General features: G+C 42.5%; 14 protein-coding genes. 2 read left to right on the plus strand and 12 right to left on the minus strand.

Going from position 1 to position 18,489, the window contains the following annotated elements; translation table 11 throughout:
* Positions 1–2 precede the first annotated feature (2 nt).
* Positions 3–314 (plus strand): zinc-ribbon domain containing protein, encoded by a 312-nt coding sequence (locus E4K67_RS06020; RefSeq protein WP_135545515.1) that lies wholly within the window; start codon positions 3–5, stop codon positions 312–314.
* A 109-nt stretch (positions 315–423) separates the two neighbouring features.
* Here E4K67_RS06020 and E4K67_RS06025 read toward each other — a convergent pair whose 3' ends face one another.
* From E4K67_RS06025 to E4K67_RS06035, 3 genes are all read right to left on the minus strand, one after another.
* Entirely contained in the window at positions 424–1,020 is a 597-nt protein-coding gene (locus E4K67_RS06025) for a DUF2680 domain-containing protein (RefSeq protein ID WP_135545516.1), read from the minus strand.
* 146 nt (positions 1,021–1,166) lie between these two features.
* Positions 1,167–3,245: a sigma-54-dependent Fis family transcriptional regulator gene (locus E4K67_RS06030; RefSeq protein ID WP_135545517.1), complete on the minus strand. Its 2,079-nt coding sequence runs from the start codon at positions 3,243–3,245 to the stop codon at positions 1,167–1,169.
* Positions 3,246–3,557: 312 nt separating this feature from the next.
* A complete protein-coding gene (locus E4K67_RS06035; RefSeq protein WP_135545905.1) occupies positions 3,558–4,709 on the minus strand; it encodes a thiolase family protein in 1,152 nt (383 codons plus the stop codon).
* Positions 4,710–5,008: 299 nt separating this feature from the next.
* Here E4K67_RS06035 and E4K67_RS06040 point away from each other — a divergent pair, with 299 nt between their 5' ends.
* Positions 5,009–6,148, plus strand: a complete 1,140-nt coding sequence (locus E4K67_RS06040; RefSeq protein ID WP_135545518.1) for an acyl-CoA dehydrogenase family protein — start codon at positions 5,009–5,011, stop codon at positions 6,146–6,148.
* A gap of 122 nt (positions 6,149–6,270) precedes the next feature.
* Here E4K67_RS06040 and E4K67_RS06045 read toward each other — a convergent pair whose 3' ends face one another.
* The 9 genes from E4K67_RS06045 to E4K67_RS06085 form a co-directional block, all read right to left on the minus strand.
* Positions 6,271–7,356: an HD-GYP domain-containing protein gene (locus tag E4K67_RS06045; protein ID WP_243454343.1), complete on the minus strand. Its 1,086-nt coding sequence runs from the start codon at positions 7,354–7,356 to the stop codon at positions 6,271–6,273.
* Between the two features lie 219 nt (positions 7,357–7,575).
* A complete protein-coding gene (locus E4K67_RS06050) occupies positions 7,576–8,088 on the minus strand; it encodes a GDYXXLXY domain-containing protein (RefSeq protein WP_135545520.1) in 513 nt (170 codons plus the stop codon).
* Entirely contained in the window at positions 8,085–9,152 is a 1,068-nt protein-coding gene (locus E4K67_RS06055) for a DUF2157 domain-containing protein (RefSeq protein WP_135545521.1), read from the minus strand. Before E4K67_RS06055 ends, E4K67_RS06050 begins: the two co-directional genes overlap by 4 nt.
* A 146-nt stretch (positions 9,153–9,298) precedes the next feature.
* Complete coding sequence (locus tag E4K67_RS06060; protein WP_243454377.1) at positions 9,299–9,916, minus strand: hypothetical protein; 618 nt, start codon at positions 9,914–9,916, stop codon at positions 9,299–9,301.
* A gap of 94 nt (positions 9,917–10,010) precedes the next feature.
* A complete protein-coding gene (gene hypD / locus E4K67_RS06065; RefSeq protein ID WP_135545522.1) occupies positions 10,011–12,368 on the minus strand; it encodes a trans-4-hydroxy-L-proline dehydratase in 2,358 nt (785 codons plus the stop codon).
* A 220-nt stretch (positions 12,369–12,588) separates the two neighbouring features.
* Positions 12,589–13,494, minus strand: coding sequence for a glycyl-radical enzyme activating protein (locus tag E4K67_RS06070; protein ID WP_135545523.1), 906 nt, complete (start codon positions 13,492–13,494; stop codon positions 12,589–12,591).
* A gap of 208 nt (positions 13,495–13,702) precedes the next feature.
* Complete coding sequence (locus E4K67_RS06075) at positions 13,703–15,700, minus strand: methyl-accepting chemotaxis protein (protein ID WP_135545524.1); 1,998 nt, start codon at positions 15,698–15,700, stop codon at positions 13,703–13,705.
* Positions 15,701–15,813: 113 nt separating this feature from the next.
* A complete protein-coding gene (locus E4K67_RS06080) occupies positions 15,814–16,257 on the minus strand; it encodes a response regulator (protein ID WP_135545525.1) in 444 nt (147 codons plus the stop codon).
* Positions 16,258–16,520: 263 nt separating this feature from the next.
* Complete coding sequence (locus tag E4K67_RS06085) at positions 16,521–18,473, minus strand: PAS domain S-box protein (protein WP_135545526.1); 1,953 nt, start codon at positions 18,471–18,473, stop codon at positions 16,521–16,523.
* Positions 18,474–18,489 lie beyond the last annotated feature (16 nt).

Here is an 18,489-nt window from a genome sequence, read left to right on the forward strand (position 1 = left end):
AAATGTTTAATGACAAAGTATTGAGTTGCAAAGACTGTGGTCGGGATTTCGAATTTTCAGCTTCTGAACAAGAGTTCTATGCTGAAAAAGGGTTCACTAACGAACCTGGACGTTGCCCTGAGTGCCGTGCAGCTAAAAAAGAACAAACCAGAAACCAAGGCGGCGGTGGCGGCTATGCTCGTCAACAACGCGAAATGTTCCCAGCTGTTTGCGCTACTTGTGGTAAAGAAACTACAGTTCCTTTCCAACCATCTGGCGACAAGCCTGTATATTGCCGCGAGTGCTATCAACCCCGCACACGTAGCAACTGGTAAATCGTAAATAGTAGAACCCTCTTGAGCTTAATAGCCTGAGAGGGTTCTTTTATATTTAATGCCTTAAATTATCATGGTAGGGGCAATGGATGAATTGCCCCTACATATCTTACTGTGTATCTGTTGGAGTACTGGTGGTAGGTGCTGTTGGCGCAATAGTACTACCCTTAGCACCTCCACGCATCCCCTTACCCATACCTCCGGGTATAAAGGTTCCGTTCGCCATAGCCTCTGCCTGAACCTTTAACTGTGCTTGTTCTGCGTCACTCCAGGTTTTGATCTGGTCAGAAGTCAATTTACTGTTCTTCTTCATAGCCTCAACCTGAGCAGTTAAGCGAGCTTGCGCCTGCTCACTCCAAGCTTTAATCTGGTCAGAAGTCATAGGTTCAGCGTTATTGAACTTCGTGACATCGCCGCGCATGCCCTTACCTCTCATTCCCTGGTTGAAAACCTTACCCTCCGCTAAAGCTTGGTCGCTAGCTTGTTGACGTTGATCAATAAAATTCTTCATTTTGTCTGCCTGTTCGGCTGTTCGAAGCCCAGCTTCCACTTCTTTGTCGACAATTTGCTTCTGAAGTCCGAACATCTGCTGTGTCATAGTTTTGATTTCAGCGAGCTTATCTGGATCTGTAGCGCCAAAAGCCGCCGTTGCTCCCCCAATCAATAACACAACACTTAATGCACCCGCTGCGAGTTTCTTATTCATACAATTCCTCCTTATAATTCGTTATCGATCAAAGCTTTCGATTTTCCTGACCGATACAGTGTTAGCATATCCTCCAATTATGTTCAAATTGTGAAATGGATTTTAAGAAGTTGTGGACTTTTATATAAGAATTACCTTGCTCTTTTCTAGAGATTAATATCATATCGGCGCATTTTTTCATAAAGCCAGGATCGTGAAATTCCCAAGAGCTTAGCGACCTCCGACTTGTTGCCCTTCATCTTCAGTAAAGCCTTTTGCAATGTATCTCTATCCAAGTGCTCATGAGCATTTTCTAGGTTCCACCTCTTCATCGACGGTACAGAGAATTCTAGTTTCTGCTCCCTTAGGTAAAAGGGCAAATCGTCCTGTTCTAGTACATTACCAGATGCAAAATTGACCGCTCTCTCAATCACATTTTTCAGTTCCCGCACGTTTCCGGGCCAACGATGACTGAGCAGAATTTCGCTCACAGCGGGGGAAACTCCAGTAATCCGTTTGCCGAAATCTCGATTTAGTCTTTCTAAGAATACATGAACAAGGGGAATAATATCTTCCACCCTCTCCCACATAGGGATGATATGGAAATGGATCACATTGAGACGGTAGTATAGGTCACTACGGAAATCCCCGCACTCCACCTTCTGGATAAGGTCCTTATTAGTAGCTGCAATGATCCGCACGTCTACTTTTACTAATTCATTACTCCCTAGTGGCTCAAAGGTCTTGTCCTCCAGCACTCTTAGAAGCTTGCTCTGCAATTTAGATGACATATCCCCGATCTCATCCAAAAAAAGGGTTCCTCCGTCGGCGATGGCAAATTTACCGGCTTTGCCTCCTCTTTGGGCCCCAGTGAATGCTCCGCTCACATACCCAAAGAATTCGGACTCCAGAAGATTTTCTGGAACAGCAGCACAATTGACCCTAACGTAGTGGCTTTTTCGTCGAGGACTTGCTTGGTGGATCGCTTCGGCAAATAGTTCCTTACCAGTGCCACTTTCTCCTGTCAACATAATCGTAGAATTCCCCTGAGCAGACATCTCCGCCTCTTGCTTTAAGCGGCGCATAGTTTGGCTCACCGTGACGATTTGGTCAAAAGTGACAGCTAGTCTAGCTGCTCCAGCCTTTTCCTTGTAAAACTTCAGTTCACTATCCATTTGAGCAAGTCTCTCAGCCACCTCTTTTGCTTCTTCCAGCTTCTGAAAGACGATTTTTCCGACCGCCCCAATAATCTTGCCTTGCCGCACGATCGGTAGACGAGAGACGATATACGCTCGGCCATTAATGACTTGGATTTCATTGGTTTCGGCCATTCCCGTTTTTAATGTCCGGAGAATGCGCGTATTTTCGATCACTTGATCTACAGGCCGCTGCAAAAGTTCTTTTTCCTTCTTGCCAAAAAAGCGACACGCTGCCTCATTGACCAGAGTTATTTTCCCCTGGATGTCCACAACAAAGATTGCTTCGTAGGCAATGTTGGTTACCGTGAGTAAAGTTTCATACAACCGTTTAGTAGCATCTAGTTCTAGGGCAACTCGATCTAAATCAGTGAAAGCCTGAAAAACGATCACGGCACCCGCCGCCTCGCCCACCGGGCTGATATTGCAAAGAACGGTCACCTTATTCATTTGAGTTTTAATTCCGACGAGGTGTTGCGACTGATTAAGCACCACGGCAAGATCCAAACCTGGAAAGACGCTGTCATACAAACACCCTTTGAGTGCCTCCTGCTTCAAACCAAGTATTCTCTCGCTCGAGGGATTCATCTGCTGGATGCAGTTATTTTGATCCACGAAGATGAGCCCATTAGGCATGGCCTCGTACACAGTATTGAGTTCGATGGCTAAATGTTCCGCCTCTTGAAAGAGCGCCATAATCATATCCACTTTGGTAAAAATACCAAGTACTTTCCCCTCTTTATTTACGACTACGCCTGTTCCAACCGAGCTCTGTTTCGCCCGCAGCTCTATCTCCCTGAAAGGGGTGTTATCTGCAACGGTTACAACCTGACTTGTAAAATGTCTCAGAATCGTGTCTGACAGTTCTGCTCCAGCCAGAAAAGCATCCAGCACGTTTGCTTTGGTAAAGATTCCAATAAGCAATCCTTCTAAATCTACCACTGGTAAAGCATCCAACTTTGTCCAGCGTAAAAGCGCTACCCCTTGGCCTAGACTATCCTTAGGCTGGAGAAGCGGAACATCCCGTGTCATCATATCCCTTATTAGCACACTCACACACCTCGCCTAAATAACATCCATCTTCATGACTTTTATCAATGATCTCTCTCGTTCTATTCTTCCTATCCAACAGCAATTCCTTTAATTTTCAGAACTTTCAACCACTAGAATTAGGGCCCCTCGTCATCCGAGGCACCCTAATTCATTATCCATTTAAATTGGACCAAATTTATAGGAGCAACGCTCTCAACTCTGCTCACATCACGCCATTTCAATCGACTCTATAATGCTACCTGATTCATCTCCACAAAACATTCTCTTTTCTTCAAACCAATTTTAAGTTTGCTTTCATTGATACATATTTCAGTCTAGCCGTTCGATAATTGTAGCATTAGCCATGCCATGCCCCTCACACATAGTTTGGAGGCCAAAGCGCCCACCAGTCCGTTCCAGTTCATTCATCATAGTTGTCATCAGGCGAGCTCCACTGGCACCCAGTGGATGACCAAGAGCAATGGCCCCACCATTAGGATTGAGTTTCCTAGGATCGACTCCCGTTTCTTTCAACCAAGCCATTGGGACAGCGGCAAAAGCTTCATTCACTTCAAAGATGTCTATGTCCGCAAGGTTGAGACCCGCTTTGTCCAGCACCTTGGCTGTGGCTGGAATAGGCCCGGCGAGCATGAGAGTAGGATCTGAGCCTATGACGCTTCGAGCCACAATTCGGAAACGAGGTTTAAGCCCCAGTTCTTCCGCCTTCTCTCGGGACATTACCAACACTGCTGCCGCACCATCCGAGATCTGGCTTGCATTGCCTGCCGTTACCCGACCGTTTTCTTGGAAAGGCGACTTTAGATTGGCGAGTTTTTCTAGACTAGTACCCCTTCGTGGGCCCTCGTCCATCTTTATTATCGCCTGGTTACCATTCGGAAGGAGTATGCTCACTGGCATAATCTCCCGCTCAAAACGCCCTTCATCTTGGGACTTAATTGCCTTTTCATGACTTTCCAGGGAGAATTCATCCAGCTGTTGCCGGCTGAGGCCCCACTTCTCCGCGATTCGCTCCGTCGAGAGCCCTTGATTGATAATCTCATAGCGGGAGGTTAGCTCCTTCGACAACTCCGTCCCTTGGACGTTTGAGCCCATTGGAACCCGGGACATGTTTTCTACCCCTGCGGCCACGACAACATCCATGTCCCCCGCTAAAATTGCTTGGGCGGCAAAATGAATTGCCTGCTGACTAGATCCACACTGACGATCAATCGTTAATCCCGGAACGTGTTGCGGATAATCCGCAATCAACGCAGCCTGCCGTCCGATACAAAATCCCTGCTCACCCACTTGGGAAACACACCCCATTAGTACATCCTCGACTAAGGCAGGGTCCACTCCCGCCCGCTTGACCACCTCTCTCAAAACTAGGCCCGCTAAGTCCTCGGAGCGTAGACCGCTTAAGAATCCATTCCTCCGCCCTACTGGGGTTCTCACCGCTTCAACTATTACAGCATCTCTCATTTTTATCCACCCTTTTCCTATCGACCTCAAAGCAGATAATGATTCTGTATTTTCAGCCGTTATTTCTCCATTAATGTATTGCAAATTCTATGCCACTCTATCATCAAGCCCTACCCCGACTCCTCTCCAATATATATGTCCTGAATGACGGACAGTTGACAACACAGTGGACACTTTACACACCAAACGACGCTGAAGGACGTTGTAGTTAGACCTTTTTGATTGGCATCAAAATTGCAAATACACATTGCTATCGACCTAATTATGAGAATCTTAGATTATAAGAGGAGGCAAAATCATTGAATTTTGAATTATCTGAGGAACAAATAGCCTTTCAAAGTATGGCTTACAAGTTTGCTATCAAAGAGTTTTCACCAATCGCCAAAGAATGCGACCGGGAGGAAAAATATCCGCGGGAAATCTGGCAAAAGGCTTGTGCTGCAGGTTTGGTCGGAGTAGTCATTCCTGAAGAATACGGAGGTCCCGGAGGGGGTTGGTTAGAGACAGCCTTAATCACAGAGCAGCTGTCTCGGGTAGATTTAGGTCTAGGCTTAGTCGCAACGGCAGCTACTTTTGGTTCGGAGAATATCCTCAACTTTGGCAGTGAAGAACAAAAGAAAAAGTATCTCCCCTTACTTCCACTCGGACAGGCAATCTTCGCCGGAGCATATACTGAACCCAATGCCGGGAGCGATGTGGCCGGAACTACGACCCGAGCCATCAAAGACGGGACGGACTATGTGATTAACGGCAGTAAAACGTTCATCACAAATGGCACGATATGCGATTATATGGTAGTTTTATGCGTGACTAATCCAGATGCACCCAAAAAAACTCTGCGGCATAGCCTTATCCTCGTGGAAGCAACCAGCCCAGGTCTCACCCGTTATAAACTCGAGGGGAAAATGGGTATCCGGGCTTCGGATACGGGTTCACTGAGCTTTGAAGACGTGAGAGTTCCGCAAGCAAACCTAATTGGTCAGGAAGGCCATGGTTTCCCCCAACTCATGCATTTTTTTGACATGACGCGCATCATGGTTGCTTCCCAAGCGGTTGGTTTAGCCCAAGGAGCCCTAGATTTGGCACTAAAATATGTAAAGGAACGAAAAACCTTTGGTGTTCCCCTTGCTGCGAACCAGGGCATCCAGTTTCAACTTGCAGAGATGGCGACCCGAGTGGAGTTAGCTCGGACCATAACCTACAAAGCCGCCTGGAAAGCGGACAACGGACAGTTGGATGCATCCCTCAACGCCATGGCGAAGTACTATTCTGGGGAAACAGCAGTCTGGGTGACAGACAAAGCCCTTCAAATGCACGGTGGTTACGGCTATATGGACGAGTATGACATTCAACGTTTCTATAGAGATGCTAAGATTCTGGAGATTTACGAAGGAGCTAAGGAAATCGAGAAAATTACTATCGCTAAACGACTCTTTTAGCACACATAATTTTTCTATTGATTGAGTCATACTTTTAAATTTAAAGAGAGGCTGAATTGTGACTATAACACAAATTAGCCTCTCTTATAAATCTTTTTTCTCTATCAATAATCTTAGTACTACTATGGGACAGACCTGAAATCTACCGACTTTATAAACTTCGTTAAATCCTGTGATAAATCACAGAAATAATCGTCATGTAAATAATTACCATCCTTATCGAATAAGATTTTAACGAGTGGGCGACTTGGGTAAGTTTGGTGAATCCCAATTACTATTCCGACTTCGGCAGTATTTAAGGTAACGATAGAGCCTTCCGGATAGAGTATTAAACACTGTATAAAAATATTGACAATTTCTTTATTAAATTGTTCATTTGATTCGGCAATAATAATTTCTAAAGCGTGATATGGAGGTAAGCCTTTTCTATAGGGGCGATCATCAACAAGAGCATCAAAAACATCTGTAATAGCAACTATTTGTGCATTCAGACCGATTTCTGATTGCCTTACAGCATCCGGATAACCCTTGCCGTTACAACGTTCATGATGATGGCGGACAATAGTGAGCACCTCGCCCGTTATGTTGCTCTTTCTAAGCATCTCTTCACCAAGTATCGGATGTTTTTTAATAATCTCAAGTTCCTCATCCGTTAGTTTTGATGTTTTATTAAGAACTTCAATGGGTATAGCACTTTTACCTATATCATGAAACATAGCCCCTAGGGTTAAATCTCTTAGGGCTTGTCCTGTAAAATTCATTTGTAATCCAATAAGAGTAGCCAAAATTGCTACATTTACAGAATGAATGTATGTATTGTTATCGAATTTTCGGAATTTGTTTAGATCTAGATAAACTCGTTTAGTTCCCTCTAACTCGTTGATAATCTTATCAACCACTAAGAAAGTCTTGTGTAAACGTTCACTACTTATAAGACCTGCATTCTCAAAAGCTTCCCGGACATCGACAACGATATCCTGATATTCCGACTCAGAAAATTTGTGCGTTATATTTGGGTCTTGTGATTTATTCAAATCATATTTTAAAGTATAAATCTGACGTCTTTGTAGAAGTTCTTGAATGTTAGTGGTGATCGGCTTACCTTTGGTTAACAGAAGTATTCCCTGTCTATTAAACAAGTCATATGACGAGGGTTGGCCGATATTAAATGTGGTAATTGATAAAGGTTCTAAATATGTCGTTATCAAAACCAAAATTTCCTCCTTAAACAAACGCGAATAATATTCATCAATACACTCTAAATAATTCCATTCTAGTGAATTGGTCTTAATAGCTAATATAACATACATCGTCGTGAAATACCCGTCATCATTCTTTCCCTTAGACGAATATTCATCTAATTAACCCAGAAAATAACACCTGCCTCTATCTTAAAGCAAGTTGATTTTCTGGATTAGACGAACCTACTAGCGTGAGGCTATTCCCGTAAGAACTCCATACCCCCCGAGGACCTTCACAGTTCCATCAAGTCCCCCCTTAAAGGATTCCTGCTCGAGCTCCTTGCCACTTCCTTGTTCAAGGAAATACTTGTCCAGACTGTAATCGACTCTGTAACCACCTGCCCCGTTAAACTCATTATATATTTCTTGAAACTTCCCTTTAAGATAGACCCCCTGCTTTGGTTTTGTTTCACTCACCTGATCAACCACATAATACTTACCCTCTTGTCTAAGACTTACATAAAGATTCTTGTTATTAATCTTATCGATAGGAAGATCTACCTTTGACTTCGGAACATCTGAAATGGCAAAATTGATAGCAACATAGTCTCCCCTAAACACATCCGTCGGGTCATAGGCCTTCGTTTCCAGAATGATTTCCTGCCCGAAGACAACAGTCGCTTGAGGCTTAATAGTCATTGCTAGGAGGATCAGCAAGGGAATCGCCACAGCTAGTAAGAACGTTTTTCTCTTAGTCATGCGAGTGTCCCCCCCTTTGTTTTAATCATTCGTTCAAAGTAGAAACCAAAGCCTAGTAACAACAGCCCACCAACGATAAAGAACAGTGATTTTGGTAAGAATGCAACTGTGTCCGTATAATACCTGAAGATTGTAATACACACAAAGATAAGGCTAATGATGCTACCCTTTCTGATTAAGAAAAACAATAGCGCAACAAAAGCCAGAGCAAAGAGAATACTTACCAAACGCGTCGACTGAGCACTAACGACTATGTCCCAAATATCAGGAATAGTCAAAATCACACCGGTAACTCCAAATAAAATATTGCCCTGAATCCTAAAAATATCAGGTTCTAAGGTGTGTTTCACCACGTACATCACAAGTCCTATCACAAAAAAGAGTAGTGCAACATATAAACCCTCGACCTCATATCTTATGGTTATTTCAAAGACAAACGTTAAGGCCGTAAGATTGGCGAAGAACAAGAGGAGTCTAGATTTTCCAAAGTAGTTATAGGCCAGATACACTACTGGTACCCCGGCCCACCCTGCATAAGGGAAGCCTCTATCATACGACCCAAACAGATAGACCATAAACAGAACGTTCGCAAACAGCATCAAATACTGATCTTTTAACAGAAACGCCATTGGAAGCACTCCCAAAGACCAGAGTAGAAACGCGGTGGGGAATTCTCCTCCAAAGTTATACATCTGTCCAATCAAAAAGATACCTGCTCCATAAACGAGAGTCCCTAAGTAAATAAAACTTCGACCTGTCTTGGGATTATTCTCGGAGACCATGTAACCTGCAACGTTTACCCCGCCGAAAACTCCGAAGATAATCAGGAGTTTGACTAAATGGCCGATCCCATCCCAGTTGCTGGCAATAAAACTCAAGATTCCGAGACCCACCAAGAGCGCACCAATCGTCACAACAACTCGAATGAAGTTGAGACCACCCTTAACTTCATAACTCTCCAAGATCCCAGTCTTTTGCTCTCCGGTGATAAGACCGGAACTTTCAAAGTGGTCGAGCTCTGAACTTACTAAGGAATAGTTAGATTTACTAATTTGCCTTTTCAAATTGTTTTTCCCTCCATTAACTTGGCCAGAGCAGACTAAGAATACTGAGGCCTTCTGCCTGACAGTTATTTCTCCACTTGAAAGGCTTATACATCAATTCTACCGCTGGGAAGTTCAACTCCGTCTGTATTTAGTTAAACTTCTTCTTATTTGATGATCACAGTAGATTCCGTAAGAACGACTGTTTGCTTCTCTGGAATATGGTATGGTTTGATACTAAGGCGAAACTCAAGACCTGTTACATCCTCAGGCAACGGCGGTGAAACGACAAAAGAATACTGCATCCCTTTGTCATGCCCGCTACCTTGATGTGGTCGGCTTTGATAGTCAGGAGAAATAAACAATTCAACGTGAGCATGTCCAAGCCTGACATATGGTTCAGAGTTATTCACTTCAGTTTCGACATAAATCACACTGGCGTTGCTATATTGTTTCATGTGCGTGACAGAATACAATACATTGTCAAGTTCCACATATTTCAAGATGGTTATGAACTTGAGAAACCCAGTGGGTTCCACTTGGAAATGGTCTGAAAAGTGATTTTCATTGTGCATGGATCCAAAAAGGCTCTGCGTCATTGCTTCGTTCAATTCATATTGTTGGCACCATGCTGTTATCAACTCGAGATTCGGAAATCCTGGATTATTTTCGGAAAGCTCTTTACGCTTAGCAATGAGTGCACAGATCTGCTCATCGATCGGTGCCAACGCCTCGCAGTAGTAATCGGTTGGAGGTTGAAATGACATTCTCCCCATTCCCGTCACCGTCAATATAATACCCTCTTTCTCTTCGTTATTCTAACTATTACAGATACGCCATGCATAATTGCAACAGTATATTATCAAGATTAGAAACGGCCTAGAACACCGAATGCTCCGTCCGCCCAATGATCTCTTCCTGCAAGGCCTCACTTAGATCGCAGAAATAGTCACTATACCCAGCAACTCGCACAATCAGATCTCGATATTTTTCTGGTTCAGCCTGAGCAGCCCTGAGCGTCTTGGCACTGACAACGTTAAACTGAATATGGTGACCACCCATTCTAAAATATGACCGCACCAAGTGCGCCAGTTTATTAAGCCCATCGTCCCCCTCTAGTACCTGAGGGGTAAACTTCAGATTCAATAGCGTTCCCCCAGTCCGTGCATGATCCAATTTAGAAGCAGATTTAATGACTGCTGTGGGCCCTAAACGATCCGCTCCTTGAACAGGAGAAATACCTTCCGAAAGCGGTTCCCAAGCCTTGCGTCCTTCAGGCGTCGCACCTATGACAGAACCGAAATAAACGTGGCAGGTCGTTGGCAACATATTGATTCTGTAGACTCCACCCTTGGTATTTGGCCTGCCATTCACTTCATCGTAGTAGGCATTAAAAATATCAACCATGACTTCGTCGGCATAATCTTGATCATTCCCAAAATGTGGCGTCTTGTTCATAAGTTGCTGACGCACCGCTTCATGCCCAGAAAAGTTATCCTCTAAAGCCCTGAGTAACTGCACTATAGTTAGATCCTTTTGGTCAAAGACGTGATATTTTAGGCCAGCTAACATATCGGTTAGACTCCCTAAGCCAACCCCTTGCACATAGTTTGTGTTATACCTAGCGCCACCATCATTATAGTCTTTACCCTTCGCAACACAATCATCAATCAGCAGTGAAAGAAAGGGTGACGGCATATAACTCGCATAAAGCCGCTCAATGATATTGCTTCCTTCAACTTTAATATCCATAAAATAATGAAGTTGCTTCTTAAAAGCGTCAAATAGCGCTTCAAAGGAATCAAACGTCTGAGGATCCCCAGTTTTCACGCCCAATTGCTGCCCCGTTCTGGGGTCCAAGCCATTATGCAGGACCAACTCTAGGATTTTGGGCAGGTTGAAATACCCAGTTAAAATATAACTTTCCTTGCCAAAAGCCCCTGTCTCCACACACCCGCTCGTCCCTCCTTGTCGTGCATCCTCGATTGATTTGCCCTGGCGCAGAAGTTCCTCGACCACGGTATCAGCATTAAACACCGAGGGTTGACCCCAACCTTTCCGAATAATCCGGGCTGCCCGCTTCAAAAAACGATCTGGGTTTTTCTTACTCAATTGAATATTACTGCTTGGCTGCAAGAGTCGCATTTCATCGATCACGTCTAAGACCAAATAGGTGACCTCATTGACGCCATCCGACCCATCCGCTTTCAGCCCGCCGCTGTTAATATTGGCAAAATCCGTATACGTGCCGCTTTCCGCCGCGGTTACCCCTACTTTCGGCGGAGCTGGTTGATTGTTAAACTTTACCCAAAAACACTGCAAAAGTTCTCTAGCCTGTTCATCACTCAGCGTTCCCTCAGCCACACCCTTTTTATAGAAAGGATACAAATGTTGATCCAGTCGTCCCGGACTAAATGCATCCCAGGTATTCAGTTCTGTAATTACACCTAAATGCACAAACCAGTACGCTTGCAATGCTTCTTGGAAATTCCGTGGGGCATGCGCCGGAACATACGAACAGACCTCAGCGATATTCTCTAGCTCCGTCTTCCTCAGTGCATCTGTTTCTGTATGGGATAATTCGATAGCTTTTTCCGCGTACCGTTTGGCAAACTGGACGATAGCTTCGGCACTGATTCTCATCGCTTTCAGTTCTTGTTGCTTGTAGTACGCATCAACATCGTTCAAAAAGTCAAGTCTTTCCAAATGGGCATCAATCTCGGCGATGAAATCCAGGCAACCCAGACGGTAAATTTTATTATCAAGCACCGTATGCCCAGGAGCCCTCTGCTCCATAAACTCCGTAAAGATACCAGCATCATAAGCCGTTTTCCATTGCTCGGACATCTCCGTGAAGATGAGGTCTCGCATCGACTTACCTTCCCAGTACGGAATAATACGTTCTTCATAAACACTGCGCACCTCTGGGCTAACTTTGAACGAGATCTTTTGCCGAGAATCTAAAATATCCAAATCCTCTAAACTATGGCAACAAAGTTCGGGGTATGTATAGGTAGCTTTCGGTGCTGGACCTCTCTCCCCTACAATCAACTCACCCTCGTTAATACAAATCTTCTTTTTCTCCAACAAATACTTAAACGCCAAAGCACGCTTAACAGGAATGGAAAAGTTCCCAGCCCCACGGTAAAATTCCGTCAGTAACTCCGCTCTTTCAGCGGAAATATATGCTTCGGTCTCTAGGCTTCGTTGCCTGAGCATTGTTACTCTCTCGTTCATTCAGTTTCACTCCTTAGCTTTCTGAATAACATTACTTATCCTTATTCTTAATTTGCTTTTAATCTTATCTTACAATCTAATTATACAATAAAAATGGCTCGTTTTCCTTATTTTTAGTTTGTTCTCGTATAAGAAATTGTCAAAAGTTATATTTCTTACATTAACCTTATCAGCTTTTGTACGTGACAGCAGTCTAAAGAGTATATCAATGTTGCGAAAGTTATCCTCCCATTATTACCGAGATTCCAAACTGCTCGAGCTTACATGCAATCTCGCCCATTCGCTCATTGTCAGGGGATTCTAGCTCTGACAGGCGATACTCAAGACCCAGCCTCTGATATTTATCCAGCCCCGCTTTATGGTAGGGTAAACAATGAATCTCTGTCACCCATTTTAAAGACGCCACAAACTCTCCGATTTGTCGGAGAGCTTCTTCATCATCATTAACCTCTGGAATGATCGCTACCCGCACAATGACCTTCGGATGGTGCTCTGCCAGCCAACGTAAATTGCTTAATATTAGTTCATTAGGAACACCAGTCACCTCTTGGTGTTTCCTACTATCCATCAGTTTTATATCATACAGGAATAAATCCACGTATTTGCTGATCGTTTGCAAGGAGTCTAGGCTGACAAATCCACATGTTTCCACGGCAGTGTGAATTTCCCTCTTACGGCAACTTTTAAGAATTTCCAGTAGAAATTCGGGCTGCATCAATGCCTCTCCACCCGAAAATGTCACGCCCCCTCCCGATTCGTCATAGAAGATGACGTCTTTCTCTATCTCAGCCATAACCTCGCTCTCGGACATCGTCTTAGCAACAAGCTCTCTGACTCCCGCATGACAAGCCGTGCAGCATGCACCGCAAGCAATACATCTATCTCGTAGGTACCCCAGTTTTCCCTCAATAGAAATGGTGGCACCGCTCGGGCATACCTCTAGACATTGTCCACAACTGACGCAACGGTCTGGCCTGTACATTAACTCCTGGCCAAACCCTTGACTTTCTGGGTTATGACACCACTGGCAGTTCAGGGGACAGCCTTTAAAAAATACAGTTGTCCGGATACCTGGCCCATCATGGATCGAATACTTCATAATGTTAAAGATTTTGCCCTTTACCAAATTCCCTCTCACTCCTACTTCAGCCTAGCTGATATTTACAGAAAATGGATTAACGTTCTAGTTAATAATATACTATAATTGCTAATTCTCCGCAGACCGATTAGTTCCTCTTCTCATCAATAAATATTAACGCTATCGGAAGGTAGATCTTCATACCTATTTTAGAATTATAATGGCTCCCAAGCCTAAGCAGCAAGGGAGCCGTATATTAAACCTTAAATTTCAAGACCATTTTGTTAAGATTATCTGAACTCTCTTTCGATATATTGGCCTGCTTTATGACCATATCTGATTCCTCTACCATTATTGCATTTTTTTGCGCAATGTTGGTTGAAGCCTCAGCTCCTTCATTGGCAGCTATTGCAATCTCCTCGATAACTCTAGCCATCTGTTGAATCGAAGCAGTGAGTTCCTCCGCAGTTGAACTGAAATCATTCACCAATTCATCCACAAACTCAGCGTCCGAGTGGTATTTCTCGCCGGCTTCAACCATCAATTCATAGTCTTTAAGGACCTGCTTGTCAATAAAATCCAAAACACTCGCCGAGTTTTCTGATAGATTTGCAACAGAAGTTACAACAATCTTAGTGATATTCTGTATTTCATTTGCAGCATCTTTGGAGCTCTCAGCCAATTTTCGAATCTCTTCAGCCACAACGGCGAAACCCCTTCCAGCCTCTCCTGCACGTGCCGCCTCAATGGCCGCATTTAATGCAAGAAGATTGGTTTGAGATGTGATTTGTAATATGGCATCAGAAAGGACGCTGATCTGATCGACGGATTTAGAATCATGAATTGCCTTTATCATTTTTTCTTGCGTGCTTAAATAAACATCCTGAGCACTCAACTGGGAAGAGACAGCACTTTGCTTCAGTCCACTTGCCCTTCTACTAATCTCGCCAGCCGATACAGCTCCTTGATGGGCTTTATCGGCGATCGACTCCACTGCTCGTTCTATTTCCGTTGCCGTTGCACTCATTTCTTCACTCGAAGCAGCGGTTTCTTCCATACCAGCTGAAAGCTGCTCTGTGGTGGCGGACACCTCTTCTATCTGGGAGGTTAACTCAGTGATAGTTTTCTCCGTAGTCATCACGGCCTTTGCAACATTCTGCGATTCCGTGATAACCCCCTGAATTACGTCTTTAACCGACATCTGCATTGTTTCAATTGCTCTAGCAAGTATCCCAATCTCATCCTTCTTTTCTATTAATCCCCTTGGAATATCGCGTGCAAAATCTCCTGTCGCGACATTTCTAAGATGCTCAGAGGCGAGAACTATAGGATTTGAAATATAACGAGCTGTTAAGTATCCGATTCCAAGGCCCAGAAATAAGAATATTATAGAGGCTATAAGTATCGACAAACCCATAGTTTTTAGTCCGGACAATACTTCTACCTTCGGAGCAGCTACCGCCAATGACCATTGTGTCCCTTCAACAGGTGCGTAGCCTAAGAATTTACTTTCTCCCTTATATTCATATTCACCAGCTCCAGTTTTCCCTTCGATCATTTGCTTTTCTAATTCGACCAACGATTCGAGTGTTGAGTCCTTACTGAGATTTTCTAAATCATTATCCTCGCTCTTCACAAGTTCGACATTGTAGTGTGCTACCTTAATGCCCTTTTTATTAATCATAAAGGCTTTTCCTGATTCCCCAAATTTAATATTGTTAGTAATAGTGCTTAAATCATTACCATCCTTTAAAGCCGCTAAAACTCCAATAGTTTTCCCATCCTTTTTGATGGGGACTGCATAAACGATGACAATTGAACCGTCATCTCTACTTACGATTGGTTCGGATAAAGCTCTTTCTCCAGCGAGAGCCTTTTTGAAATAGTCTCTATCCATGATATTAACTTTATTTCCAGTGGTGAGTTGTGCTGTTCCATCCAACTGTGCAATAAGCATTGAAATGTGGCCACTTCTTACTGCCTCATTTTGAAGAATTAGCGACTTGCTATCCCATGTATTATCCATGGCTAATATTTTATCGGTATTAGCCATCACTTCTAAACTCCCGAATACAGCATTTATTCTTTCGGTAACAACATTGCCACCTTGTTTCGCTAAATGCTCAAGTGCATCATCAACTTGTGTCTTTATGGCATTAGAAGCTGTTCTGTATGAGATTACACCTAACCCACCACAAACTACTATTAAAATGAGTCCAATACTAATTAAGATTTTCATTTTGATACTTCTCATCCAATTAGCCCACCTTTTTCGTTTTTTTCCCATGCGATTTCTCTTTTTTTTCATCTCCCTTCATTAAATTCCCCACACCAAATGAGCCTAGTTGAATTCAACAAGAGTATTTCTTAAACTTCCTTTCTTCCCACTTGAACTTTGTTCTCTAACAAACGTTTATTTTCCTTAATCTCAGCGTGTAGAAAGCGAACTTCCAACGTAATTCTTATTCGCATTAGAACTTCCGTATAGTCAAACGGTTTAGCAATAAAATCTTTCGCCCCCATAGTTAGTGCTCTAAGCCGGTTTGCTTGCTCATTATTCGCAGTAATAACGACTAGGGACAGGTATTCATCTTCTTTGACTTCGTTTAATTGTTCTATAACTTTGAATCCATCAATATTTGTCATCTGTAAATCAAGTAAAATCAAATCCGGTTTATACTCTTTGAATACTTTTAGTGTTTCTCCAAAATCGCTCGTACTCATAATATTAAAATAACCAGAAGATCTTAACAGTTTTTCAATCATCGAAATATTTGCCTGATTATCTTCAATAATCAGTATTTTGACCATAAAAATTGTTTTGGTATCTATAAAACTTTCACCATCCTAAATAATTATAATTGACTTTCTTAAAGTAATCGGTGTCTAATTTTTATCATTCTTATTTAATTATAGATCTATCAAGTAGAACTTTCTATTCTCTTTAAAGGCTAACATTTCGACAAAAAACGAGCGTCTTATTGTCTCCAAGAGACAACCACGCTCGTTTGACCTAGATTTCTCATATCATCAGAATATCCGCCAATCCAATTTTCACCTAGCGAAGTTTACTATCAAGATCGTTTAATATTGTTCAGTTTATGCAATTTTATTGCTGCCGAAATTGATAACCTTGTATCAAAGTTATCAAGGGATACTCCCAGAATCTTTTCAATGCGTTGTTTGCGAAACACCAGTGTTTTTTGATGGATAAATAATTTATTAGCTGAATCCTTTAGATTACTATTTTTTAGCACCTCTTCTAATGTAATTAGAAAATCTGTTCCTTTTTTAGAGTCATAAGCGACAAGAGGGCCTATCATTTTCTGAACAAAATCCGAAGTATACTCTTTGCCATAGATAGACGCGAGAATTTGGAAAATCCCCATATCCCGATAGTGGTAGATTCGTCCGTCATCTTGATCTTGACATTGAGCAGAAATCAAAGTATTCCATGCTTCCTGATAACTCTTCTCTATACTGCCTGAACCGCTATGAGTATCACTTATTCCGATTGAAACTACGAGATCGGGGTTAAAGTCAGAAATAATTTTCTTAATTTCTGATGCAACCTTCATACTTTGTTCCCATGTGTCATGGGTATCTCCTGTTTCACACAATACCCCGATCCTGTCCTTGTTATCCCATACAATATAACTAGTTCTAGTACTGATTGCATGGATAATCTTATTTTTTTGATTCTGTGGGTAGTTCAACTTTAAGATTTCATTGGCTTCATCGATTCGAATCAAACAACAGTATAATGGCAGGCTTAAATCCATCTTAAAATCTTTATCCATAGTGATTGTTATATCATTGTATGCCAGATTGCCACTAAGAATATCATTTATGAAATCGCTTTTGCGCTGTAACTCATACGTGAACTTAAGCATTTGATCTACTTGAAGCCGTTCAGTTATATCAGAAACAACCAAAGCAGCAGTCCTCTTTCCGTTAAGCCGATAGTTCATCGGAGCTGTTCGCCCTTCGAAATAGCGTTTCACAGATCCCATATCCAGTTCGCGAATCATACTCCGAGTTTCCCCTGTCAATATGGCTTGTCTAATATCTTCAAGCATTGAATCTGCAAGCTCCTTGGGAAATCTCTGATGAAATGTCTGCCCCTTCATACTTTTATCAGCATTAATGCCAAACACCTCGATATAGCGGCCATCTTCATCGACGATAGCACTAACATCGGGGATAGCTTGAGCAAAGTCTTTTAGTTTATTCTCACTTTCTAAAATTCGCTCTTCTGTTTCTTTTATCCTGGTAATATCAATAATGGCTCCAACTGTCCGTATAGGTTCTTTTTTTTCATTGTAAATAACAATCCCGGTTGCTTTGACCCAACGGTATGTACCATCTTTGTGACGCAAACGATGTTCGACATCATAGTGACTGCTCTTGTGTTCCTCACACTGTTGAATTGCATGATTAATTCTCGGTATATCTTCAGGATGCAAACGGCTTTGGCATTCTTCTGATACACTGGACAACTCTTGATCTTCATAGCCAATAATTGCCTTCCACTGTTTATCGATATAATTTGTTTTATCAATTATGTTATATTCCCATATACCTGCTCTAGTTGCCTCGATAACTTGCGCTAAACGCTCACGGCTTATCTCAAGATCTTTTTCAATCCGCAATTTAAGCGTCACATCAACAATGATTGAATTGATAAGATTCTGACCTTCAAAAGTGATTACTCCAGAAAAGACTTCTACATCACGAACTTCACCGTTTCTAAGTCGATGTTTAAAATGAAAAATCCTCTTGCCCCACATCTTAATATCCCTTATACACTCAAAGATAAATGATTGCTCCGCTATGTTAATGTCGCTAATCTTCATACTCAGGAACTCATCAGTAGAATACCCATAATAATCAATAGCGGCTTGATTTATATCGACAATATCACCGTTATCAGAGTTGAAACTAATCATAACAGCTGGACTCTCGAAAAAAAATTGCTCGTACTTCTGCCCCTTACAATATTCTTTTTTATCAATTATTCTAGTCATATGAACAACCCCTCTT

Origin of the sequence: Desulfosporosinus fructosivorans (genome assembly GCF_004766045.1) — a bacterium.
In the GTDB taxonomy this organism is placed as follows: domain Bacteria; phylum Bacillota; class Desulfitobacteriia; order Desulfitobacteriales; family Desulfitobacteriaceae; genus Desulfosporosinus; species Desulfosporosinus fructosivorans.